21 protein-coding genes are annotated in these 21,570 nt (G+C 36.3%); 11 read left to right on the plus strand and 10 right to left on the minus strand.

Features of this window, described 5'->3' with window-relative positions; all coding sequences use genetic code 11:
* Positions 1 to 143 precede the first annotated feature (143 nt).
* Positions 144 to 1,673 (plus strand): glutamine-hydrolyzing GMP synthase, encoded by a 1,530-nt coding sequence (gene guaA, locus DRF60_RS07495; protein ID WP_116011480.1) that lies wholly within the window; start codon positions 144 to 146, stop codon positions 1,671 to 1,673.
* 55 nt (positions 1,674 to 1,728) lie between these two features.
* Here the strand turns inward: guaA and DRF60_RS07500 are convergent, their stop codons facing one another.
* On the minus strand, positions 1,729 to 1,941 hold the full coding sequence (locus DRF60_RS07500; protein WP_116011481.1) for a hypothetical protein: 213 nt from the start codon (positions 1,939 to 1,941) through the stop codon (positions 1,729 to 1,731).
* A gap of 85 nt (positions 1,942 to 2,026) precedes the next feature.
* On the opposite strand from DRF60_RS07500, the gene DRF60_RS07505 reads away from it, so the two are divergent.
* Positions 2,027 to 3,535 (plus strand): carbon-nitrogen hydrolase family protein, encoded by a 1,509-nt coding sequence (locus DRF60_RS07505; protein ID WP_116011482.1) that lies wholly within the window; start codon positions 2,027 to 2,029, stop codon positions 3,533 to 3,535.
* Between the two features lie 70 nt (positions 3,536 to 3,605).
* On the opposite strand, the gene DRF60_RS21355 is transcribed toward DRF60_RS07505, so the two are convergent.
* Positions 3,606 to 3,770 (minus strand): hypothetical protein, encoded by a 165-nt coding sequence (locus tag DRF60_RS21355; RefSeq protein ID WP_167443717.1) that lies wholly within the window; start codon positions 3,768 to 3,770, stop codon positions 3,606 to 3,608.
* Positions 3,771 to 3,955: 185 nt separating this feature from the next.
* Here DRF60_RS21355 and DRF60_RS07510 point away from each other — a divergent pair, with 185 nt between their 5' ends.
* The 4 genes from DRF60_RS07510 to DRF60_RS07525 all read left to right on the plus strand — a co-directional run bounded on the left by DRF60_RS07510 (position 3,956) and on the right by DRF60_RS07525 (position 8,121).
* Positions 3,956 to 4,159 carry a cold-shock protein gene (locus tag DRF60_RS07510; RefSeq protein WP_167409426.1) on the plus strand — a complete coding sequence of 68 codons (204 nt, stop codon included), beginning with the start codon at positions 3,956 to 3,958 and terminating at the stop codon, positions 4,157 to 4,159.
* Positions 4,160 to 4,361: 202 nt separating this feature from the next.
* Positions 4,362 to 6,011 carry an ABC1 kinase family protein gene (locus DRF60_RS07515; RefSeq protein ID WP_116011483.1) on the plus strand — a complete coding sequence of 550 codons (1,650 nt, stop codon included), beginning with the start codon at positions 4,362 to 4,364 and terminating at the stop codon, positions 6,009 to 6,011.
* 100 nt (positions 6,012 to 6,111) lie between these two features.
* A complete protein-coding gene (locus tag DRF60_RS07520; protein WP_116011484.1) occupies positions 6,112 to 6,621 on the plus strand; it encodes a hypothetical protein in 510 nt (169 codons plus the stop codon).
* A 138-nt stretch (positions 6,622 to 6,759) separates the two neighbouring features.
* Positions 6,760 to 8,121 (plus strand): DEAD/DEAH box helicase, encoded by a 1,362-nt coding sequence (locus DRF60_RS07525; RefSeq protein WP_116011485.1) that lies wholly within the window; start codon positions 6,760 to 6,762, stop codon positions 8,119 to 8,121.
* Between the two features lie 40 nt (positions 8,122 to 8,161).
* On the opposite strand, the gene DRF60_RS07530 is transcribed toward DRF60_RS07525, so the two are convergent.
* The 6 genes from DRF60_RS07530 to DRF60_RS07555 form a co-directional block, all read right to left on the minus strand.
* A complete protein-coding gene (locus tag DRF60_RS07530; RefSeq protein ID WP_116011486.1) occupies positions 8,162 to 8,818 on the minus strand; it encodes a GDSL-type esterase/lipase family protein in 657 nt (218 codons plus the stop codon).
* A gap of 66 nt (positions 8,819 to 8,884) precedes the next feature.
* Entirely contained in the window at positions 8,885 to 9,346 is a 462-nt protein-coding gene (locus DRF60_RS07535) for a lipocalin family protein (protein ID WP_116011487.1), read from the minus strand.
* A 252-nt stretch (positions 9,347 to 9,598) separates the two neighbouring features.
* Positions 9,599 to 10,762, minus strand: a complete 1,164-nt coding sequence (locus tag DRF60_RS07540) for an iron-containing alcohol dehydrogenase (protein ID WP_116011488.1) — start codon at positions 10,760 to 10,762, stop codon at positions 9,599 to 9,601.
* A 321-nt stretch (positions 10,763 to 11,083) separates the two neighbouring features.
* Positions 11,084 to 11,698 (minus strand): hypothetical protein, encoded by a 615-nt coding sequence (locus DRF60_RS07545; RefSeq protein WP_116011489.1) that lies wholly within the window; start codon positions 11,696 to 11,698, stop codon positions 11,084 to 11,086.
* 39 nt (positions 11,699 to 11,737) lie between these two features.
* Complete coding sequence (locus tag DRF60_RS07550) at positions 11,738 to 12,142, minus strand: hypothetical protein (RefSeq protein WP_116011490.1); 405 nt, start codon at positions 12,140 to 12,142, stop codon at positions 11,738 to 11,740.
* A 60-nt stretch (positions 12,143 to 12,202) separates the two neighbouring features.
* Positions 12,203 to 12,868 carry a hypothetical protein gene (locus DRF60_RS07555; protein ID WP_116011491.1) on the minus strand — a complete coding sequence of 222 codons (666 nt, stop codon included), beginning with the start codon at positions 12,866 to 12,868 and terminating at the stop codon, positions 12,203 to 12,205.
* A gap of 140 nt (positions 12,869 to 13,008) precedes the next feature.
* Here DRF60_RS07555 and DRF60_RS07560 point away from each other — a divergent pair, with 140 nt between their 5' ends.
* Complete coding sequence (locus tag DRF60_RS07560) at positions 13,009 to 15,543, plus strand: phosphoenolpyruvate carboxylase (RefSeq protein WP_116011492.1); 2,535 nt, start codon at positions 13,009 to 13,011, stop codon at positions 15,541 to 15,543.
* Between the two features lie 56 nt (positions 15,544 to 15,599).
* Here the strand turns inward: DRF60_RS07560 and DRF60_RS07565 are convergent, their stop codons facing one another.
* A complete protein-coding gene (locus DRF60_RS07565; RefSeq protein ID WP_116011493.1) occupies positions 15,600 to 16,499 on the minus strand; it encodes a pentapeptide repeat-containing protein in 900 nt (299 codons plus the stop codon).
* Positions 16,500 to 16,712: 213 nt separating this feature from the next.
* Entirely contained in the window at positions 16,713 to 18,317 is a 1,605-nt protein-coding gene (locus DRF60_RS07570) for a S8/S53 family peptidase (protein ID WP_116011494.1), read from the minus strand.
* Between the two features lie 86 nt (positions 18,318 to 18,403).
* Here DRF60_RS07570 and DRF60_RS07575 point away from each other — a divergent pair, with 86 nt between their 5' ends.
* From DRF60_RS07575 to DRF60_RS07590, 4 genes are all read left to right on the plus strand, one after another.
* Positions 18,404 to 19,528: a DegT/DnrJ/EryC1/StrS family aminotransferase gene (locus tag DRF60_RS07575; protein WP_116011495.1), complete on the plus strand. Its 1,125-nt coding sequence runs from the start codon at positions 18,404 to 18,406 to the stop codon at positions 19,526 to 19,528.
* Between the two features lie 4 nt (positions 19,529 to 19,532).
* A complete protein-coding gene (locus DRF60_RS07580; protein ID WP_116011496.1) occupies positions 19,533 to 19,976 on the plus strand; it encodes a hypothetical protein in 444 nt (147 codons plus the stop codon).
* A gap of 18 nt (positions 19,977 to 19,994) precedes the next feature.
* The gene (galE, locus tag DRF60_RS07585) at positions 19,995 to 21,014 is read left to right on the plus strand and encodes a UDP-glucose 4-epimerase GalE (protein ID WP_116011497.1); all 1,020 of its coding nucleotides are present in this window, start codon (positions 19,995 to 19,997) and stop codon (positions 21,012 to 21,014) included.
* Positions 21,015 to 21,114: 100 nt separating this feature from the next.
* Positions 21,115 to 21,567, plus strand: coding sequence for an adenylyltransferase/cytidyltransferase family protein (locus DRF60_RS07590; protein WP_116011498.1), 453 nt, complete (start codon positions 21,115 to 21,117; stop codon positions 21,565 to 21,567).
* The last annotated feature ends 3 nt before the right edge of the window (positions 21,568 to 21,570 follow it).

Genomic DNA, 21,570 nt, shown 5'->3' on the forward strand with positions numbered 1-21,570 from the left:
AAAAAGATTTGGAACATTTCCAAGTCTTTTTTTGTAAAGTTTTCATCAATAGGATCGGGCTTTAGCCTGATTAAACAAAAGAAATCAAATTTGGCTTTAGCCAAAACTCATCATTTATCAATCATCATTTATCAATTATAATAATGAACAACGGTATTATCATATTAGATTTCGGATCACAGTACAACCAGCTTATCGGAAGAAGAATCCGTGAGATGGGGGTATATTCTGAAATCCTTCCTTTCAATACACCTTTACAGGATATTTTAGCAAAACAACCCAAAGGAATTATCCTTTCCGGAGGACCAAGCTCTGTGAACGCAGAAAATGCTCACCTGGTTGAAAAAGAACTGTATGAGCAGGGAATTCCTGTTTTGGGAATTTGTTACGGGATGCAGCTTACGGCTCACCTTTTAGGCGGAAAAGTAAACAAAGGTGAAAAAGGAGAGTACGGAAAAGCCCATTTGGATATCATTAAAGAAAGTTCTTTACTCAAAGGAGTTACTCAGAATTCTATCGTATGGATGAGTCACTTTGATGAAGTAGGAGCATTGCCTGCAGGTTTTGAATTGAATGCAAAATCAGGAGTAATGGCTTCCATGTCCAATGAAGACAGAAAAATCTACTGCGTACAGTTCCACCCGGAGGTTTCTCACACAGAAGAAGGCGGAAAAATGCTTGAAAATTTTGTTTTTGCCATTTGTAATGCTGAGAAAAACTGGAAACTGACCAACTATATCGAGAAAACTGTTGAAGAGATCCGTGAAAAAGTAGGAGACAGCAGAGTGATCCTTGGACTTTCAGGAGGCGTAGATTCTTCTGTAGCTGCAGTGTTAATTCACAAAGCAATCGGAGATCAGCTGACCTGTATTTTTGTTGATACAGGGCTATTGAGAAAAGACGAAGGCCAGAAAGTAATGGATAACTATGGGGAACATTTCCATATGAACATTAAAATGGTTGATGCTAAAGAAAGATTCCTTTCAAAATTGGCAGGAGTAGATGATCCGGAACAGAAAAGAAAGATTATCGGAAACGAGTTTATCCACGTTTTTGATGAAGAATCCCATAAAATTGAAGGCGCTAAATTCTTAGCTCAGGGAACCATTTATCCTGACGTTATCGAAAGCCAGTCTGTCAACGGACCGTCTGCAGTGATCAAGTCTCACCATAATGTAGGAGGACTTCCTGAAGATATGGAATTCGAATTATTGGAACCATTAAGAGAGCTTTTCAAAGATGAGGTTAGAAAAGTAGGTGAGGAGCTAGGTATTCCGCATCATTTGGTACACAGACACCCTTTCCCGGGTCCTGGATTAGGAATCAGGGTATTAGGAGCTGTAGACGCGGAAAAAGTGAAAATCCTTCAGGAAGCTGATGATATTTTCATCGAAGAATTATACAAAAATGATCTTTATGAAAAAGTATCCCAGGCTTTCGTAGTGCTTCTTCCTGTAAAATCAGTAGGAGTAATGGGAGATGAAAGAACTTACGAATATACAGCTGTAGTCCGTTCTGCCAACACCATCGATTTTATGACGGCAACATGGAGCAGACTTCCTTATGAGTTCCTTGATACTGTATCCAGCAGAATCATCAACGAAGTAAGAGGAATCAACAGAGTAGCTTACGATATTTCAAGCAAACCGCCTGCAACGATTGAGTGGGAATAATTTTTGACTTGAATTGATAATATAAATCCTGCCCGTTTTGGGTGGGATTTTTTTGTTATATTGGAGATTTTGTTTTTAAAAATTTTAATGCTTCTATTCCAAGTTTTGTTTTCTGCAAACAAGAACGGTGAGCTCCCTCATCATTGAATACGTAAAACTTATCATTCTTATCCGAAGTAAAAGATGGAAATAAAACAATATCTTGTCCTTTGTCTAAAGTTTTTTTACAAATAGGACATTCACTTTGATTCAGAAAAATTATTGCCATTCCTAATTGATATTTTGGATAATGTTTTGCTGAGTAATTATTTATTAAAATAAATTTTCACTAAATTTAAGTAAAATTACGTCAAATGCAAATAGAAACAAGAGCCCTGACCCTTCAGGATTATGATGAACTGGTAGTAACAATGAAACGCGCTTACCCGCAGATGTCTGAATCTATTTGGTCTAAAAAAAGCATCGAAAAGCTCACCAGAATATTCCCTAAAGGTCAGATCTGCATCACGGTAGACGGAAAACTGGCTGCTGTAGCACTTTCCATTATTGTGAATTATGACGAATTCGGAGACGATCATACCTATGTCGATATTACAGGAAATTATACCTTCAATACCCATCTTTCCACAGGAAATGTACTCTATGGGATTGAAGTCTTTGTTGACCCTGAGTTTCGTGAATTGCGTCTGGGAAGAAGACTGTATGATGCCAGAAAAGAATTATGTGAACTGCTTAATCTCAAATCCATCATTTTGGGTGGAAGAATCCCAAACTATCATAAATACAGCGACGAGCTCTCCCCGAGAGAATACATCAGAAGAGTAAGAGACAAGGAAATTTACGATCCTGTATTGTCCTTTCAGCTTTCCAATAACTTTCTTCCCATCAAAATCCTCAAAAAATATCTTCCCGAAGATGAATCGTCACTGGAAAATGCTGTTTTGCTTCAATGGAATAATATCTACTACAGTAAAAAGCCGAATACGATGCAGGACAGCATCATTCGTTTGGGACTTGTACAGTGGCAGATGAGACATTTTAAAAATATCGATGCATTTTATGAGCAGGTAGAGTTTTTTGTCAATGTAATGGGGGATTACAAATCCGATTTTGTCCTTTTCCCGGAACTGTTCAATACTCCGTTGCTGGCGCCGTTCAATAAGCTTTCAGAAAGAGACAGTATGATAGAACTGGCTAAATTAAGTGAGGATATTAAGAATAAAATTTCCGAACTGGCCATCAGCTACAACGTCAATATTATTTCCGGAAGCATGCCTGTTTTTGATCATGATCATAACGATTTGTACAACGTGAGTTATCTCCTTCACCGTGATGGCCGGATCGATGAATACCGGAAGATTCACATCACTCCGAATGAAAGAAAATACTATGGAATGAAAGGCGGAAACGAGATCAGGGTTTTCGATACTGACTGTGGAAAAATAGGCCTTGTCATCTGTTATGATGTGGAATTTCCCGAACTGCCGAGAATTCTGGCAGACCAGGGAATGAAAATTCTGTTCGTACCCTATCTTACGGATACTCAGAATGCATATATAAGAGTACGTCACTGTGCAGCGGCAAGAGCTATCGAAAATGAATGCTATGTTGCTATCGCAGGTTGTGTAGGAAATCTTCCGGGAGTGAACAATATGGATATCCAGTTCGGACAGGCTGCCGTATTTACACCTTCAGATTTTGCCTTTCCGTCCAATGCCGTAAAAGGAGAAGCTACTCCCAATACAGAAATGACATTGATTGTAGACGTAGATTTGAACTTATTAAAAGATCTTCATCACAACGGCTCTGTTCAGGTGATGAATGACCGCAGAAAAGATCTGTATGAAACTTACCTTAAATAAGAAAACTATCATTTTAAATAAAAATATCCTGTTCAATTTGAACAGGATATTTTGTTTAGATAAGTTCTTTTTACATATACTGAGGGCATACCACGGCAGGGCATATCAGTTTTGGACATCTTGGTCTTCCGTCAGTAGGACAGCATTCATTTGAACAGTTTCCGATAATAATGCCGCTTCCATTAATTCCTTTTAATTGCTCTCTTGAAAGTTTGTTGTTTCGTAAATTTTTCATTTTTTAATATTTATAGGTTAGTTTGATGGGTATAAAGATAAAAAAATACATTAAATAATATCAGGAATGTAAATTTTTTTCTTCAGCATTTTCAGCGATTTGAAAAAAATAAGCTAAGAATATATATTTTTTTTGAGGATATTCTTAAATTTACTATCTTCACTGATCAATTTAAATAAAATATAATGACAGGAACAGTAAAATGGTTTAACGAAACAAAAGGTTTTGGTTTTATTACACCAGACGGAGGCGGAAACGATATTTTTTGCCATCATTCAGCCATTCAGTCTTCAGGCCTTAGATCTTTAAAAGAAGGACAGGCAGTAGAATTTGAGATTAAAGAAGGTAAAAAAGGACCTGAGGCAGACAATGTTAAAGTAGTAGGATAATCACTTATTAAAGATATTGTTTAAAATAAAGCTGCCATTTCAGGCGGCTTTTTTTATGGAACCTATGTAAGTGATGGTTCCTTTTTAATTTGAACTTCAATGATTGAAAGACAATTGAGTCATATGATATACGTTCGTATGCAAATAAAAATAGCAATAGGAACAATTTTTGGAGTAATTTGCACCAACTATTTAGAAATATATGTTTGACAAGCAGCAACGAAAACTGAAAAGATCAGCAAGACTCATTTCCGTACTGAGTAAATACGGGTTTAAAGATATGCTGGCAAGGATGAATACAGGAAATAAGCAGGAAACAGTTTCTGTTGATCCGGATGAGGTCATTTCTAAAGGGACAGTATATGAGAGGATCAGACTGGTGCTGGAAGAGCTTGGACCTACATTTGTAAAGCTTGGCCAGACCTTCAGTAATAGGGAAGACCTGCTTCCGCCAGAACTGATCCAGGAGTTACAGAGACTTCAGGACAAGGTAGATACGGTCGATATGGATGTAGAAGAAATTCTTGAGAATGAATTCAATATATCTGTTAAAGATCATTTTCAGGAAATTCAGAAAGAACCTTTGGCCACTGCATCTATTGCACAGGTTTATAAAGCTGTTTTGCTGGATGGAAGTCCTGTGATCCTCAAACTCAAGAAAGCTGATGTACAGACCGTTATTGAAGATGATCTACTTCTCATAAAAGACCTGGAAAAACTGATCTCTGCTTATTCTGAAATAGGAGAAAAGCTCAATCTGAAACAGGCGATCTCTACTTTTGAAAAATCTTTGCTGGAAGAAGTTTCCCTCATCAATGAAAAAGAAAATATTCTGCATTTTGCCCGAAATTTTAAGAATAATAAGGAAACCTATGTTCCGAAGATCTATGAAGAATATTCCAACAATAATATTCTATGCATGGAGTTTATTGACGGGATTAAGGTAACTGACAAAGCTTCTCTTTTAGCCCATAACATTGATCCTGTAAAAGTATCGGAAGTAGGTTTAAGACTGTTTGTTTCACAGATTCTGGATTACGGATTTTTCCATGCTGATCCGCACGCTGGTAATATTTTAGTAAAAAAAGATGGTAAAATTGTTTTTATAGACTTCGGTGCGGTAGGAAAGATCCAGCCGAATGATAAGGAAATTCTTGAAAGCCTGATCGTAAGTTTTGTAGCTAAAAATCCACATAAAATTGTCCGCTATCTCAAAAAAATGGCTGTTAGCTACGAGATTCCTGATGAAAGGAGGTTTGAAAATGATGTAGAAGATATTTTGAATTTTGTTCACAGTTCATCGCTGCAGGATATCAATGTTCAAGTGATCATTAATAAAATGAAGGATATTCTGAAGGATAACAGGCTTTATATGCCGGACTATTTTTATCTTCTGTTTAAAGGGATCAGTCTGATAGAAGGTGTTGGGAGGACGATCAATCCGGATCTGGATATTGTGAAGAGTCTGCATCCTTATACCAGAAGAATCCTGACGAAAAAGATCAAACCGAAAAATCTTTTAAAAACCGGAATGGACCGGATGATGAATTTCACAGATAATGTAGATGAAATTCCTAAAGAGCTGAGATCTGTGCTTCAGAAGCTGGATGATAATAAATTCACGGTATCCAGTGAGATTAAAAATATTGAAAAAACCAACCAACTAATTAAATCCAGTATTGTCAATTTAATTTTAGCCATGGTTCTTGGGGCCAATATTATTGCCACAGCTATTGTTTTTGTTTCAGAATCAGGTCCACGGATCGGTGAAATGTCTTTAGTTGCAGTTTTAGGCTTTGTATTTTCTGTTATATTGGTTTTGGTTCTTTTACTGAGAGTAACCAGGAAATAAATGAATACCTTAGTTTGGAGATTTAAACCGGTCGGGAATCCCAAAATTTACTTTTATAATTTTGCATTTTGATCCCCAACCTGAAACAAAAAAGTAGCCTATGAAAAAACTTATCTTAATAACTCTGACCTTCTGTGGTTCATTGTTTATAGCCCAGAAAACTAATGAAGATAGACTTTTAGGAGATTTTGACGGTAATGGAACAAAAGAATATGCCTACACCAAAGTCAGTGATTGTTCTGATGAATGCGATGGGAAATGTGAAACGACTATTTATTTCAGTGATAAAAAAATAAAGTCATTCATAGTTTCACCCGCTTATGACGGTACTTTGTATAACTTGGGAGACCTTAATGAAGATGGAAAAGATGAGATTGGTTTTTATCCCGGTTGGTGTACAAGCTGCTGGCATGGTTTTCTTGTCTATACCTTAGATAAAATCGGATGGAAAACACTTGTGCCTTCTATTTCCACACACTGTTCGCAGTGGGAAGAAGAAAAATTCCCAATCAGAAAAGATCCAAAAAAGAAAGGGTACGTGATCATTACTTCAAGTATTTGGAAAGATGATGATATCAGGATTAAAAGTGAAAGTGTTAAGGTGAATTGATTTCAGAATTAGGTGAGATTCTTTTAGAGAAAATGAGTTGCTGGTTTAGAGTTGATGAGTTAATGATTCAGCATCTCAGGTCTGATATCTTGATTCTTGTCTCTTTAACCTCTAAATTTAAATACCTATCTTTGCACCATGGAAAAACTCACTTTTGCGGATTTTGACCTGCCGGTTAAAATTCTTGATGTTTTAGCGGATCTGGAACTATTCGAACCTACACCTATTCAGGAAAAGAGCATTGGCCCTATACTTTCCGGAAGAGATGTAATGGGGATCGCGCAGACCGGAACCGGGAAAACATTGGCTTATCTTCTGCCCGTTCTTAAAACATGGAAATACAACAAAACAGGGAATCCTACTGTTTTGATTCTTGTTCCTACAAGAGAATTGGTGGTACAGGTAGCTGAAATTGTTGAGAAACTGACAGAAAATATTACAGCAAGGGTAATCGGAATATATGGAGGAAAAAATATCAATACACAGAAACTTTTATTTAATAACGGATGTGATATTCTGGTAGGAACTCCGGGAAGGGTAATGGACCTTGCCATTGACAATGCGATTTCATTGAGGGAGGTTCAGAAATTAATCATTGATGAGTTTGATGAGATGCTGAACTTAGGTTTCAGACCACAGCTTACTCATATTTTCGAAATGATGAAGCCGAAAAGGCAGAATATTCTTTTCTCGGCTACCATGACAGATGCTGTAGATGAAATGCTGGATCAGTACTTTGCCAGCCCGGTAGAAATTTCATTGGCAAAATCAGGAACACCTCTTGAAAAAATTGACCAAACCGGATACAAGGTAGAAAACTTTAATACAAAAATCAATCTTCTTGAATATTTACTGAAAAATAATGAAGATGAAATGTCTAAAGTATTAATTTTCACAAACAATAAGAAGAATTCTGATCTTCTGTTTTCTAAAATTGATGAACTTTTCCCTGAGCAGTTTGACGTCATTCACTCAAACAAATCCCAGAACTACAGGCTTAAAGCTATGAAGAGGTTTGAAAACGAAGAGATCAGAGGATTAATTACTACCGATGTAATGGCCAGAGGTCTTGATATTTCAGATATTACCCATGTTATCAACTTTGAGACTCCGGAAATTCCTGAGCAGTATATCCACAGAATAGGAAGAACGGGTAGGGCGGATAAAGATGGTAAGGCAATTACTTTCGTGACTAAGAAAGAAGAAGCTTATGTTCTTGACATTGAGCTCTTAATGGATAAAGATCTTAAGTTCAATGATTTCCCTGCAGAGGTGAAAATCAATCCTAAGAAAATTGCTTCCGAAGAAGATGTGATCATTATGAAAAATCCTGCGCAGGTAAAACTGTATGAAGGAGGAGGAGCATTTCACGAGAAAAAAGATAAAAACAAGAAAGAAAACTGGGGTGGACCTTCCAAAAGAAAAGCACCGAAGAAATTTGGAGCTAACAGAGCCCAGCAGAAATCGATATCAGTATCGAAATCTAAGAAAAAGAAATAAAAAAAATCCCGTTCAGGGATTTTTTTGTTTATAACAGGTATTATTTCATATAAGGTTTCATAACCTTTGCCCAGATTTCGTAGCCTTCCGGGGTGATATGGAGCATATCTTCCACGAAAAGATCTTTTCTTACATTTCCGCTGGAATCTTCCATGACTTTCGTAATATCTATGAATTCTGCATTCGGTTCTTTTTTCATGAAAGCGGCAATCTTTTTATTCGCTCCTTTCATTTGTGGCCACAACATTTCGCGGCTCGGCGAATATTTTATAGAAATATAGTCCACTTCTATATTGGGAAATCTTTCACGGATCTTTTGGTAGAATGCTTTAAACCTTTTCACAACAACTTTTGCTTTCAGGTCATGGTTATCTGCAAAATCATTTTCGCCGCAGTAGATAATAATCTGTTTAGGCTGATAAGGGCTTAAAAGATCGTCAGCAAAATCATTTAAATCTGTCAACCTTGAACCTCCAAAACCTCTGTTGATAATTGTTTTATCAGGGAAATAGCTCGCAACATCTGTCCACTTCGTAAAAGAAGAGCTTCCTATCAGAAGAATGGCGTCTTTAGGCGGAGGATTTTCCTGATCCGTTTTTTTGAAATTTTGAATGTCCTGCCAGAACGTTGGTTTCTTTTCCTGTGAAAAGGACAAGGCAAAATACAGCAGTAGAAATGCTGAAAGAATCTTCTTCATTGTAATCAATTTTAAAATATCTGATAAATGTAATAAAAAACTCCCGATAAAATCGAGAGTCTGTGTTTATCTTTTGTAGGTCACATAAGTGAGATCATCTGTACCATCACCGTTCTGATCAAATGCCCCAAACAGGTGGGCCAGTTTTAGATCGTGGCTTGTAAGGACTTCCACTCTGTACCATCTTTCAGTATCATTGTCATTTTTAATGCTCATCAGCTTAGACTCTTCTGTATACGTGAACTTTCCTTCAGTTTTTCCGCTCATCTGGCATTCAAGCCCGATGGCAGAGTAATACGTATAGCTGGTATAATAATCACTTCTGAAGTGCAGAATATCTTTAGCTTGACAGTCAGACGGAGTTTCTGTCTCAAGTACTGTTTTATTGTCTTTTCCGGAAATAATTTCTATTTTGCTTACCTTCCAGTCTCCGCTCATCATTTCTAATTCATAGGCTTCGATATTGTCATCTTTACATGAAGTTAGCGCCAAAGCTGAAAAGGCAAATAAAAGTAGCTGTTTTTTCATTTTCACAAATTTAAGAATACGCTAAAATATAAATAAATTTGAAATATCTATAATGAAATCAAGCTTTTTTAAACGAATGTTTATAAATAACCGTTTTTTTTATAGAAGAGGAGACTAAATATGAAGATTTTTAGGTTGCAGGAATTAATCATGGTTCGAGAATTCCCTTTGATCATATATCAGACGCTCAATCGACAGCAACTCGTATCTGCACTCATTACTCTCAAACCTTCAAATCTATCACTCCCAAACTTAATAACTCATCTCAACAATCTTATAAGCATCTTGAGGGGTCAGTTTCTTGTACTCACCAAGCCCGGACCAGTTTCTCTCTGTAAATGCTTTTTCCACTCTTTCAGCAGTACCTTTGTAATCTTCCGTATATTCAGAAAGCTTTGTTTTGATGTTCAGGCTGTGGAAGAATCCCTCCATTTTTTTGATTCCAAGTTCTGCTTTTTCCTCTAAGGTTCCTTCTTTAATTCCCCAGACTCTTTCAGCATACTGCGCCAGCTTTCCTTTTTTCGTTTCAAAATTATAACGGTAATGGGAAGGTGCAATAACGGCTAAGGTTCTTGCATGATCGATCCCGAAATAAGCAGTCAGCTCATGTCCCATGGCGTGTACTGCCCAGTCCGTGATTACTCCCTTCTGGATAAGCCCGTTCAGCGCCATCGTACAGCACCACATAAAGTTTCCGGCAGCATTATAATCAAAATCATCAGCCAGAACTTTCGGAGCCGTTTCCTGAAGACTGATGAGAATGCTTTCTGCAATTCTTTCCTGAAGATCAGCAGAAGAAGGCGCTGTCATATACTGTTCCAGAACGTGGGTGTAAGCATCGGTAATTCCGTTCACAATCTGGTTTTTAGGAATCGTTCTGATTACTTCCGGATCTAAAACAGAAAACTGTGGGAAAAGCCCCGGACCACCGGAAGATAATTTCTCATTAGTTTCTCTTCTTGAAATGACGTAGCCGGAATTCATTTCAGAACCTGTTGCAGGTAAAGTCAGGATACTTCCGAAAGGCATTCCTTCCCCTTCAAAAGTTCTTACTGAGTTTTTAAGGATTTCCCAAGGCTCGCCTGCATAGTTAGCAGCCGCAGAAAGGAATTTAGTTCCATCGATTACAGATCCACCACCTACAGCAAGAAGGTAGTTGATATTTTTTTCTTTGATAAAGCTTAAAGCGTTAATCAGTACTTCATATTCCGGATTGGCAGGCACACCTCCGAATTCATACAAATCATGATCTTTCAGAGCTTCCTTTACCTGATCATAAACACCATTGTTTTTGATGCTTCCGCCACCATAAATCATTAATATTTTGGCATCTTTTGGAACTTCACGGGAAATTTTAGCGATCTCACCTTTTCCAAAAAGTATTTTTGTCGGATTTTTAAATTCGAAATTAAGCATTGTTCTAAATTTATTTGATCCAAATTTACGGAAAGCAATATGAAAACAGAGTTAATGAAATTTTAAAATTCCTATCATAGTGTTTTATAATAACAATATAAATTTTACCTGTTCTGTGAGATCTTGGTTCTGATTTTCCTCACGGGATTTTAATTCGGATAAAAAATACGTTTTTAACACAAAGTTTATATAATTTGAGGTTGCAAAGCAGGAATCAGCAAAGTTGATTTCATCCAAGCTATAGCATAAAAAAATCTGCGCAATCTGCTTTAATCAGCGAGAATTTTAAATATAAAATATATTGGCATTACTTTCTTACTTCTACTGAGAAATGGGTTGATTACAATTCTCATTTTTAAAATAAACACCATTGTTTGTAGATTCCAGCCTGCCGGTTTTTCTGTTGATCTTTATAAAATAAGATTCTTTAATTTCCGGGCAGCCTTTGGACTTTGAGACATACAGATACATATGTTTATCTTCAATTTTATAAGAGTTACTCAGTTTATTGCTTGTATCTATCTTAAAACCATAGGTTTGGGCTAATAAAATTGCTTCCGGAAGATTGTCAACAGTTCCGATGAAATCCCTCAGTTGCTGTTCATTAGAGAAATATACGGATCTGTCTTTTTTACAGGCAAGAATGTATGAGAAGCACCGATTGCCTATACATTGCTGGAAGAAACCTCTCTCAGGAAGAGGCTCATTGATGGTCATGAAATCCGGCATCTGGCTCTCGTAGATCACAGCCTTCTCTGGGTCAGGATCATTAGTCAGTACTCTCCAATAGCTATATTCTTTATCGGGAATAATAAATGGATAGAGGAGTTCGGTATTGTCAAGGATTTCCGGGATTTTTTTGAAATCGGCAGGAACTGCATTTTGGGAAAGCAGCAAACCTGGTATCAGAAAAGAAATGACCGAAATAATTTTCATAATTATTATTATCTTAAAATAGTATGAAGACTACTTATATTATTGCAGTACAATTTTATAGTATCCTTTTTCGTCTGTTACATCAATACCTATACCGGTAAATGTTAATTTATTGATCTGGTACCCGTCACAACCCCCTTTAAATTCTGAAGACTGTATTGAAAAGTCAAAAGCTTTAACATTAGATTGGAAAGTATAATTTTTTGTTCCATTATAAGCACCCACATTTTCTAAAATAATCATATCGTCGGATGTTTTGGTCAATTGTATTGCAACCTGATTTTCGTCCTTTATCGAATAGGCAATAAGTGTTCCGTTCGTGATCAGATTTTCATCATCAGCATTAACGAGTTTAAAAGCTATCGTCTGAGGAGCATTATAGCAGTCTTCACCACAGCCTGTGAAAATAAAAGCGATTAAAAGGAATATGAATATATTTTTCATGAGATGTTGATTAATTTCTGTTAAAAGTAAAATTAATCATTTAAACTGTTGTATTCTAAACTATAATAAACCTGAATTGTTATGACGGATCCTAAATATTTTTAGAACCTGTGCAAGCTGATAATCCGTAATATCAAAATCGTCGATGTTAACTTCTATTTTTTCATTGTTATGAAAAAAATATAAATAATTAACTTCAGGTTGGTAATTATGTTTGGATTCACGACTTACTAAACGTTTTACAATAATTTTTTCAAGCTTAATTTCATTCCACAAATAGGTTGGGTTATCTTTTATTTGAATTCCTTTTCCACTGATGAAAATCATTACTGTAGATATTTTCTTAATTTCCAAAATAACTTTTGCAAGAAAATAAATCGTAAATGCTGTTAATAATGCAACTATAAACATCGTCATAAAGTTGAACGTAATAATGATGCAGGAAAGAAAAAATATTCCCAGAATCACAAAAATACTATAGGCAGAAATAGCAATGATTCTGCCTGAACGTGAGTATTTGATTATAATTTCATCAGGCAGTGTATTTTCATCATATTCAATTTTATCGCTTTTATGAATATTATATTCTTTATAGATAAAAACTCCATTGATAAATGCTCCAATAAAAAATATTATGGAAAGGATGAAAAAATATTGAAGTAAATAAACGCCTATTGATAAAGCTAAAATCCCTAAAATTGTATAGAAAATGATTCCAAATTTCATTTATGCTGTAAATTTTTTGCAAAGATATATTTTAAACTCAATCTACGGAAGTCCTTAGAAAATATGATTTTTGTTCCGGGACACTCCGTTTTTTGTCATTTGTCAATTGGTTTAATTTCAAAATCCATTACATTTGTTATATGATACACGACCAACGAGCAGAAAAATTCAGGCAGATCGTGGAGAATAAGTTCCAGATCTACAATTCATTGTTTATGAGCCTGCCTTATGATAAAATGACCAATATCGGAATGCTTCTTCCCTTCCTTTACGAGGAAAGCCGAAACGGATATGAAGATGGCAAAACCCCTGAGGAAATTGTCGAAGAATTCTTTAAAAACCATACCGATCTCCAGGCGGAGGAACAGAAAGTAGAACTGCTTTTTAAAATTATCCAGTACATCGAAAGACAGGTGGTCTTATTTGACAGTATAGAAGATGCTGCATTTCCAAACCTCCATTCTGAAAGTGACAGCGGAACAGTAACCAATCTGTTTGAACGCTCATATCAGGACCATAAGCTTGAAAAAGTTCGTGAAAAACTGAAGGATTTTACAGTAAAAGTAGTTTTTACAGCGCACCCGACCCAATTTTATCCAAGCTCGGTACAGAGGATCATTCAGGATTTACGGGGGGCTATTACCAGCGATTCCGTTACCCAGATCGATATGCTTCTGCAGCAGTTGGGAAAAACACCTTTCGTTAATAAAGAAAAACCAACTCCAATTGATGAAGCGCTTAGCATTATTTCCTATTTAAGATATGTCTATTACGATACGATCGGAGAGCTGTTTACCAAAATCAAAAAGACTTTTGGAAACGGACATTTCCATCTTCATGAAGATATTATTCAGCTTGGTTTCTGGCCGGGTGGTGACAGGGACGGTAATCCGTTTGTAACCGCTGATGTTACCAAAAGAGTGGCAGAAGAGCTTCGTTCTGCAATTCTGAAATCCTATTACAGCCATTTGAAATTTATTAGGAGAAGATTAAGCTTCAGGGGTGTATCTGAAGTCTTGACGGCGCTAAGTGATGAGCTTTACGGTGCCATTTTCAACGGAAATGTGATCACAGCAGAGGATATATTAAAAAAGGCAGATGAAGCAGAAAAAATACTGGTGAATGATCACAATTCCCTGTTTTTAGATCTTCTGGCGAATTTCAGGGACCGGGTGAAAATTTTCGGTACTCACTTTGCAACACTGGATATCCGTCAGGATAGTAGGATCCATCAGAAGGTTATTGATGAGGTTTTTGCAAAAGTATACGGGACTATTGAAGCCAGCTCAGAAGAAAAATTCAATAAGCTTATCCAGCTTGATAACAAAGTTGATGCAGATCAGTTTGAAGATATTGTTAAAGATACCTTATTAACGGTTTCACAGGTTTCTGAGATCCAGGATCTGAACGGACAAAGGGGAATGAACCGCTATATTATCTCCAATTCCGATGCTGTAAAGGATGTAATGAATGTATATGCATTTTTTAAGATCTGCGGATATCAGGATGAAGAGATTAAAATGGATATTGTTCCGCTTTTTGAAACCATGGAAGGCCTTGCCAATTCCGAAAATGTAATGAACGAGCTTTACCAGAATCCGGTTTATAAAAAGCATCTTGAAAGCAGAGGAAATCAGCAGACCATTATGCTTGGCTTTTCAGACGGAACAAAAGATGGCGGATATCTGAAAGCCAACTGGGAAATTTATAAGGCGAAAGAAGTTTTAACTAAACTTTCCGTTCAGAATGGAATTAAAATAGTGTTTTTCGACGGCAGAGGTGGTCCGCCGGCAAGAGGAGGAGGGAAGACCCATGATTTTTATGCATCACAGGGAAATACGATTGCCAACAATAAAATTGAACTGACCATTCAGGGACAGACGATCACCAGTATTTTCGGAAATAAAGAACAGGCCAAATACAATTTTGAGCAGCTTCTTACTGCCGGAGTTGAAAATGATGTCTTTAAAAACTCCAAAAAAGATCTTACAGAAAAAGAAAGAAAACTGATCGCCGAGCTTGCCGATATCAGTTACAAAAAATATTCAGACCTTAAAGCTCACCCAATGTTTGTTCCTTATCTCCAGGAGATGAGTACTTTGGAATATTACGGTAAAACAAATATAGGAAGCCGCCCGTCCAAAAGAGGAAATGGCACTGAACTGAAATTCGAAGACCTTAGAGCTATTCCATTCGTAGGTTCATGGTCTCAGCTGAAGCAGAATGTTCCCGGATTTTTCGGGTTCGGATTTGCTATGCAGCAGATGAAAGAGCAGGGAAGACTGGATGAAGTAAAAGAGCTGTATAAAGGTTCTGATTTCTTTAAAACCTTAGTTCTGAATTCGATGATGAGTATGAACAAATCTTATTTTCCGTTGACGTATTACATTAAAAACAATCCGAAATTCGGAATATTCTGGAATGTGCTTTTTGATGAATATGTTCTTTCAAGAGATATTATGCTTGAGCTTACCGGTTTCAACATGCTGCAGGAAGAAGATCCGTTATCCAGAAAGTCAGTCAAGATTCGTGAAAAAATAGTCCTTCCGCTGTTGAGTATCCAGCAGTATGCACTGATGAAGATCCAGAAAGGAGAGGGAAATAAAGAAGCTTATGAGAAGCTTGTGACACGCTCTTTGTTTGGGAATATTAATGCGAGTAGGAATTCAGCGTAAAATTATTTAAAGAGACTGTTTCTCTCCGAGGCAGTCTCTTTACTTTTATATCCATTTTATGAAGTTAACAAAATAATGCCGCTTACATCGGCTTTACCGTTTTTTAAGAATTCATAAGTTATACGATCAGCCTGACAATCAATAAATTTTATGTGTTTCAGACTTCTGCTTTTAAAGAAAGTATGAATAAGTTTTGAATTCTGAAATGTAACCTTTGAAAATGTGCTGTTTTCAAAATAACAATCTTCTATTGTGCCTTCAAAAATCATATCAGAAATATCTGTAGCATTGAAAGAAGTACGGTTCAATACTACATTGGTTAGTATACTTTTCTGAAAAGAACTTGATTTAATGACTGTTCCGGTAAAATCGGCCCCGGAGAAATCGCAGCCTTTGATGTGACTTCCTGAAAACTCGGTTTCATTAAGAGAGCAATCCTTAAAAAGGGTGTTAACGATGTGGGAGTAATGAAAATAGCTATTGCTAATGTCAGACCTTGAAAAGTCACAGCTATCCACTTGGTTATTTTTTAGAATAAGTCCTGACAAGTCTGAGCCGATAAACTTACAACGTTGCATATTAGAGGAACTGAATTTTTCATGAAGGTTTTTCAATCCGGAAAAGTCGGCATCTATCCAATTTCCGAGTGACATATTCCATTTAGGCTTTTTGTCCGTTTTTTCGGGTGTAGATTCAGAAGTCTGCTTCTCCAAAACTTCATTGGATATCAACTTATTGGTTGTAGACTGAAAGTTTTCTGAAAAATAATTAAGATCAACATTTAAAATTTCCGCAAGACGATTGAAGGTGATAAGGTCCGGAATTGATTCTCCTCGTTCCCATTTTCCGATTGCCTGAGGGCTGATAAATAAAAGTTCTGCAAGTTGTGCCTGAGACATATTAGTCTCTTTTCGTGCTTTGACAATTTTATTGCCAATGATTTTAGTGTTTAACATAATGTAATTTTTTCTTTGTTTGATGAAGCAAAGATATTTATGTCAGTTCCAAAAACTGTGATGAAAACGGAATCTAATAGTTGTAATTACGCTATTTTTAGTTGTTTTATGACAACTTTTGGTTGTTTTTCAATTAAATTTCAAAAAATGAGATTTTTATAACAAAAAATAGCTTCCTGAACTTTTTGCAGCGTAGAATTAAACTTAGAAAAATTATTCTTTTATAAACTTTTCATAATAAAATTTATCCTTTGTCTGAATTTTCAGGTAATAGACTCCTTTTGCAAAATCTTCAACTTTTACAGATTTCTGATGGTTAACTTTTGTAATCAATCTTCCTAAATTATCATAGATTTCCAACGAAATAACTTCATTTTCAGAAGCAACATTTAAAATATTTTTAGCAGGATTAGGGAAAATGGCCAACTTTTCTTTTTTCACCATTTCAGAAGTATTTAATACCTGATTATAAAGGTTTCCAAAATTAAGAATACCGTAACCCATCTGGTCTGTGTGAGCTGGATAGAGAGAAGCGGTCTGGCGTAATTTTGTTCTCATCAGCTCCCTGTTCATGGAAGGGAAAGCCTGGATGAAACATGCAACGCCGCCAGCTGCAATTGGCGTTGCAATAGAAGTTCCGTTTACCGAAACTAGGGTGCTATTGTTAACTGTAGCAGATGCAGTTCCTCTTGCACTTCCATCAGGTTTTACCACGCCAAGCGCATTTGGGCCATATGATGAAAATCCTGAAGAGCTCCCTGTCGCATCTACTGATCCTATGCTGAATACCTTGGCATTGTCTGCAGGAGTCATGATGTAATGCCACGGCTGAAGTCCTGAATTTCCTGATGCTGCAAGCACAAAAATTCCTTTATTGGCAGCTATTTCAGCAGCTCTTGCAATAAAAGAAGTGGTTCCATTCATGTCGGAGTAGCTGTAACTGTACCGGGAATCGTCAAAAACATTGTATCCAAGAGAAGACGTAATGATATCAACCCCTTTTCTGTCAGCCTCTTCTGCAGCTTCAATCCAATACAATTCCTCCTCCGGAATTTCACCAACAGCATTTTCACTGCGGTAAAGATAAAAATCGGCATCCGGTGCGGATCCCACGAAGGTGTTTTCTATATAACCTCCGATGGCTCCCAGCACAGCAGACCCGTGATTGCTGATAGCAGTGCTGTACACATTGTTTGTTTTGGTGACAAAATCGTAAACAGCTTTAATGTGATTGTTATTTCTTAATCTTTCAAAAGCAGATCCTGTATCTACATAAGGAAAACCTGCATCGATAACTGCAATGGAAATTCCTGTCCCTGTAAATCCGGCAAGGTGAAGAGGTCTTACATTGATCTGGTCGATCTGTGCAGAACCCGAACCATAATCAAAAAAGGTCTGAGTCTTTTGAGCCTCAGAAGAATAATTCCATTTATCCTGCTGAGCTGTTTTGGGAACAGAACTATTGTTTCTTGCAAAGCGTTCTACTGACGATACATAGGGTTGAGCCTGTAAAACTGTTATCTGTGCCGGAGTTGCATTTACAGCCGCTCCGTTAAGCCATTTGGAATAATCTGTAACAGTAAAACCAAGGTTTTGAAGATTTTGGATATAGGACTGTTCAATCGGGGCATCCTGATCATTCAGCGGAATACCCAGCGAAATACGTCTGGTAAGGGATTTTTGAGTAAGTTCTGAAAGCGGATTCGTATAAAAAGCAGCTTTATTCGGTTTACCCGTAAAATAAACAAAAACAAGCTCCGTCTGTGCATTTACGGTAGAGTAACCCACTAAAAGACAAAAGAGTAAAAGTTTTTTCATAAAGTTATTTTCTATAAAGATAAAACAAAATCAATAAAATTTTTGATAGGATTTTAAATTCCTTATTTTTACACAAATATTTATTTATGAAAAAAATTCAGATGGTTGACTTGCAAAGTCAGTATTACAAAATAAAGAATGATGTAGATAATGCAGTTTTAAATGTAATGGATTCTGCGGCTTTTATTAATGGCCCGGAAGTAAAGTCTTTCCAGAATGAATTGGAATCTTATTTAGATGTAAAGCATGTGATCCCGTGTGCTAACGGAACGGATGCTTTACAGATTGCGCTGATGGCTTTGGATCTTAAAGAAGGAGATGAAGTAATCACCGCAGATTTCACTTTTGCTGCTACAGTAGAAGTTATTCATCTGCTTAAACTGAAATCAGTGCTGGTAGATGTAGATTACGATACATTCACCATTTCTACAGAAGAAATTAAAAAAGCGATTACGCCAAGAACAAAAGCGATTATCCCGGTGCATATTTTCGGACAGTGTGCCAATATGGAGGAGATCTTAAAAATTGCAGAAGAGCATAATCTTTATGTCATTGAAGATAATGCACAGGCAATAGGAGCGCAATATACATTCTCTGACGGAACTGTGAAATATGCAGGAACCATGGCAACTGTGGGAACTACTTCATTTTTCCCTTCTAAAAATTTAGGCTGTTATGGTGATGGTGGAGCTATTTTTACCAATAATGATGAACTGGCGCACCGTTTAAGAGGAGTTGTTAACCACGGGATGTACGAGAGATATTATCATGATGAGGTAGGAGTGAATTCAAGATTAGACAGTATTCAGGCTGCGGTTTTGAGAAAAAAACTTCCTCACCTGGATTCTTACAACGAAGCTAGAAGAAAAGCTGCGGATTATTATGACGAAGCTTTTGCAGGACATGCAGATATCCTTACCCCTCAAAGATCTGAAAATTCTACCCATGTATTCCATCAATATACTTTAAAAATCCTGAATGGAAAACGTAATGAACTTCAAAAGTTCCTTACAGAAAAAGAAATTCCGGCAATGATCTATTATCCAGTGGCATTGAGAAAACAGAAAGCATACTATCAGGAAAGTAATGATGCGGATTTTGTGAATACAGACAAGCTTTTGGATCAGGTAATTTCTCTTCCAATGCATACAGAACTGGATGAAGAACAGCTGAAGTATATTACGGATGCTGTATTGGAATTTATGAAGTAAGACTATGCTTCACGATGAAAGAATACTTAAAAATAAGTTTGCCTATTTTTTTACAATTATTTTTATTTTAGGTTGGATTATTTATTATGGAGTATTTGTAATTAATGTTTTACTAAAAGGCTATAGATTAGTAGAAAAGTATATTAAATTCAGAATTCCTATTTATTTTTTAAATTTTATAGTATTTACATTATTGATTGTGACATTTGTACATGTTTTCAAAGAATCAAAAAAAATGTTTATGTATTTAAACATGACATGTGTTTTGATAATAATTTTGGGATCACTGAGCTTTTATATCAACTATGATGAAATATGGGGAAAGTATATATATTCTTTTTTATTTGGTCTTACTTTGTTTTTAATAGGGCCAACATTATTTATAAATTACTTTAAACATACTCCAGCAAAAAACGAAATTGAAAATATAGGAAAACACAACGATTAAAAAATATTAAACAAAAAAATGGCAATACTTGTTACAGGAGGATTAGGATATATAGGTTCCCACACCGTAGTAGAACTCATCAATAATGGTTATGAAGTTGTAATTGTGGATGATTTATCCAATTCGGAGAGGTTTATTTTAAAAAATATCGAAGAAATTACAGGTAAAAAGCCCGTTTTTTATCCTTTTGATTTAAAGAGAAGAGAACTTCTTACCCAGGTGTTCGATGCCCATAAAATTGAAGGGTGTATCAATTTTGCAGCATCCAAAGCAGTTGGAGAAAGTCAGGTAAAACCTGTGGATTATTATGAAAATAATTTATTTACGCTGATTAACATCCTTCAGGAATTTAAAGAAAGGGGGATCTCTAATTTTATTTTCAGCTCTTCCTGTACGGTGTACGGACAGGCAGAGAAAATGCCTATTGACGAAAATACACCGTTGAAGCTTCCTGAAAGTGTTTATGGTAAAACAAAGCAGATGGGAGAAGAAATTCTGATTGATTTTGCAAAAGCGTATAACAGAAAAATTTCTCTTTTAAGATACTTTAATCCGATAGGAGCTCATCCTTCAGGGAAATTAGGTGAACTTCCACTAGGAGTTCCTAATAACTTAATTCCCTATGTTACCCAAACAGCAGCAGGAATCCGCGAGAAACTGAATATCTGGGGTGACGATTATGATACGGAAGACGGGACAGCGATCCGCGACTATATTTATGTTGTAGATCTGGCTAAGGCCCACGTAAGTGCTCTTAAAAGATTACTCGAGAGCAGCGAAGAAACAGTGATTGATATATTCAACTTAGGGACAGGAAAGGGTTCATCTGTATTGGAAGTGGTGAAGGCTTTTGAAACAGCCAATGACGTAAAGGTTCCTTACCAGATCTGTCCGAGAAGAGAAGGTGATATTACCATTGCTTATGCTAATGCTGATAAAGCCGAAAAAGAGCTTCATTGGAAGTCTGAAACTCCATTGGAAGAAGCTTTGAGAACCGTTTGGAAATGGCAGCAGTACCTTGAATCCAAAGCTGTTTAATAAATTTAAAAGATAAAACAAATTATAAAACCCTTCCCTCAATATTGGTCTTTTATCGGCTAAAAGAATAATTGTTGTAGCGGAATTTAATTGAACTATTATGAAAACACAGAAAATAGGCATTACATTTTCCTCATTTGATCTGCTGCATGCAGGGCATATCAAAATGCTTGAAGAAGCTAAAACAGTATGTGATTACTTAATTGTAGGGCTTCAGATAGACCCTTCCCACGACCGGCCCAATAAGAACAGGCCGAGCCAGACCATTGTAGAAAGATACATTCAGTTAAAGGCTGTAAATGCTGTTGACGAAATTATCCCGTATTACACAGAAGAAGATCTTGAAGATATTTTAAAGTCTTTTGTTATTGATGTAAGAATTATTGGTGATGATTATATGGACAGGGATTTTACCGGTAAAAAGTATTGTGAAGAGAAAGGAATTGAGATTTTTTATAATAAAAGAGATCACAGGTTTTCAACCAGCGACCTTAGAAGAAGAATTTATGAAGCTGAGAAGGAAAAGTCCAAACACACTGAAACCGTAAAATAAAAA

This window comes from Chryseobacterium elymi, from assembly GCF_003385495.1.
In the GTDB taxonomy this organism is placed as follows: domain Bacteria; phylum Bacteroidota; class Bacteroidia; order Flavobacteriales; family Weeksellaceae; genus Chryseobacterium; species Chryseobacterium elymi.

Bases quoted from the DNA above. Each gene is read 5' to 3' on its own strand.
- DRF60_RS21355 (WP_167443717.1), bottom strand. From the start codon at position 3,770: ATGAAAAATTTACGAAACAACAAACTTTCAAGAGAGCAATTAAAAGGA.
- DRF60_RS07510 (WP_167409426.1), top strand. From the start codon at position 3,956: ATGACAGGAACAGTAAAATGGTTTAACGAAACAAAAGGTTTTGGTTTT.
- galE (WP_116011497.1), top strand. From the start codon at position 19,995: ATGGCAATACTTGTTACAGGAGGATTAGGATATATAGGTTCCCACACC.
- DRF60_RS07545 (WP_116011489.1), bottom strand. From the start codon at position 11,698: ATGAAAATTATTTCGGTCATTTCTTTTCTGATACCAGGTTTGCTGCTT.
- DRF60_RS07550 (WP_116011490.1), bottom strand. From the start codon at position 12,142: ATGAAAAATATATTCATATTCCTTTTAATCGCTTTTATTTTCACAGGC.
- DRF60_RS07560 (WP_116011492.1), top strand. From the start codon at position 13,009: ATGATACACGACCAACGAGCAGAAAAATTCAGGCAGATCGTGGAGAAT.
- DRF60_RS07565 (WP_116011493.1), bottom strand. From the start codon at position 16,499: ATGTTAAACACTAAAATCATTGGCAATAAAATTGTCAAAGCACGAAAA.
- DRF60_RS07580 (WP_116011496.1), top strand. From the start codon at position 19,533: ATGCTTCACGATGAAAGAATACTTAAAAATAAGTTTGCCTATTTTTTT.
- DRF60_RS07540 (WP_116011488.1), bottom strand. From the start codon at position 10,762: ATGCTTAATTTCGAATTTAAAAATCCGACAAAAATACTTTTTGGAAAA.
- DRF60_RS07520 (WP_116011484.1), top strand. From the start codon at position 6,112: ATGAAAAAACTTATCTTAATAACTCTGACCTTCTGTGGTTCATTGTTT.
- DRF60_RS07505 (WP_116011482.1), top strand. From the start codon at position 2,027: ATGCAAATAGAAACAAGAGCCCTGACCCTTCAGGATTATGATGAACTG.
- DRF60_RS07535 (WP_116011487.1), bottom strand. From the start codon at position 9,346: ATGAAAAAACAGCTACTTTTATTTGCCTTTTCAGCTTTGGCGCTAACT.
- DRF60_RS07515 (WP_116011483.1), top strand. From the start codon at position 4,362: ATGTTTGACAAGCAGCAACGAAAACTGAAAAGATCAGCAAGACTCATT.
- DRF60_RS07530 (WP_116011486.1), bottom strand. From the start codon at position 8,818: ATGAAGAAGATTCTTTCAGCATTTCTACTGCTGTATTTTGCCTTGTCC.
- DRF60_RS07590 (WP_116011498.1), top strand. From the start codon at position 21,115: ATGAAAACACAGAAAATAGGCATTACATTTTCCTCATTTGATCTGCTG.
- DRF60_RS07575 (WP_116011495.1), top strand. From the start codon at position 18,404: ATGAAAAAAATTCAGATGGTTGACTTGCAAAGTCAGTATTACAAAATA.
- DRF60_RS07570 (WP_116011494.1), bottom strand. From the start codon at position 18,317: ATGAAAAAACTTTTACTCTTTTGTCTTTTAGTGGGTTACTCTACCGTA.
- DRF60_RS07555 (WP_116011491.1), bottom strand. From the start codon at position 12,868: ATGAAATTTGGAATCATTTTCTATACAATTTTAGGGATTTTAGCTTTA.
- DRF60_RS07525 (WP_116011485.1), top strand. From the start codon at position 6,760: ATGGAAAAACTCACTTTTGCGGATTTTGACCTGCCGGTTAAAATTCTT.
- guaA (WP_116011480.1), top strand. From the start codon at position 144: ATGAACAACGGTATTATCATATTAGATTTCGGATCACAGTACAACCAG.
- DRF60_RS07500 (WP_116011481.1), bottom strand. From the start codon at position 1,941: ATGGCAATAATTTTTCTGAATCAAAGTGAATGTCCTATTTGTAAAAAA.